At 77.4% G+C, this 464-nt stretch carries 1 protein-coding gene; it reads right to left on the reverse strand.

The genetic code is table 11. The features are described from left to right. A partial coding sequence (locus BCY78_RS24290; RefSeq protein ID WP_145925760.1) for a protein kinase occupies positions 1-464 on the reverse strand: 464 nt, incomplete at both ends.

Raw genomic sequence — 464 nt, forward strand, 5'->3', positions numbered from 1 at the left:
CCGGGGGCCGGAATGCGGTACGTCGTGGGCCCGGCCACCGGATCGGCGTCGGGCCGCGGTGCGGGGGCGTCCCCGCAGAGGGCCTCCTCGGCGGCGCCCGCCGCGAGGCCGGTGAGCATGACGCGCCCGTCGTCGCAGACCAGAACCGTGCGCACGGTGATGTTGCGGTGGGTCCAGCCGTGGGCGTGCAGCACCCGCAGGGCGGTGAGCACGTCGGAGCCGATCTCGGCGGCCCGGTAGGGGGTGAGGGGGCGCTCGGCGAGGAGCGCCGCGAGCGGCCGGGCCGCGACGAGCTCGCTGACTATCCAGAGCGAATCCGCCTCGGCGAAGACGTCGAAGACCTGGTCGAGACGAGGGTGGTCAGGCACCTGGGCGGCGGCCTGCGCGGCCTCGATCGCCCGCCGGACCGCGGGGTCCGTACTGCGGCGGACCGCCCGCCCGCCGGGCCGCCCGGACATCGGGGC

The organism is Pararhodobacter sp. CCB-MM2 (assembly GCF_001691415.1).
In the GTDB taxonomy this organism is placed as follows: Bacteria; Pseudomonadota; Alphaproteobacteria; order Rhodobacterales; family Rhodobacteraceae; genus Pararhodobacter.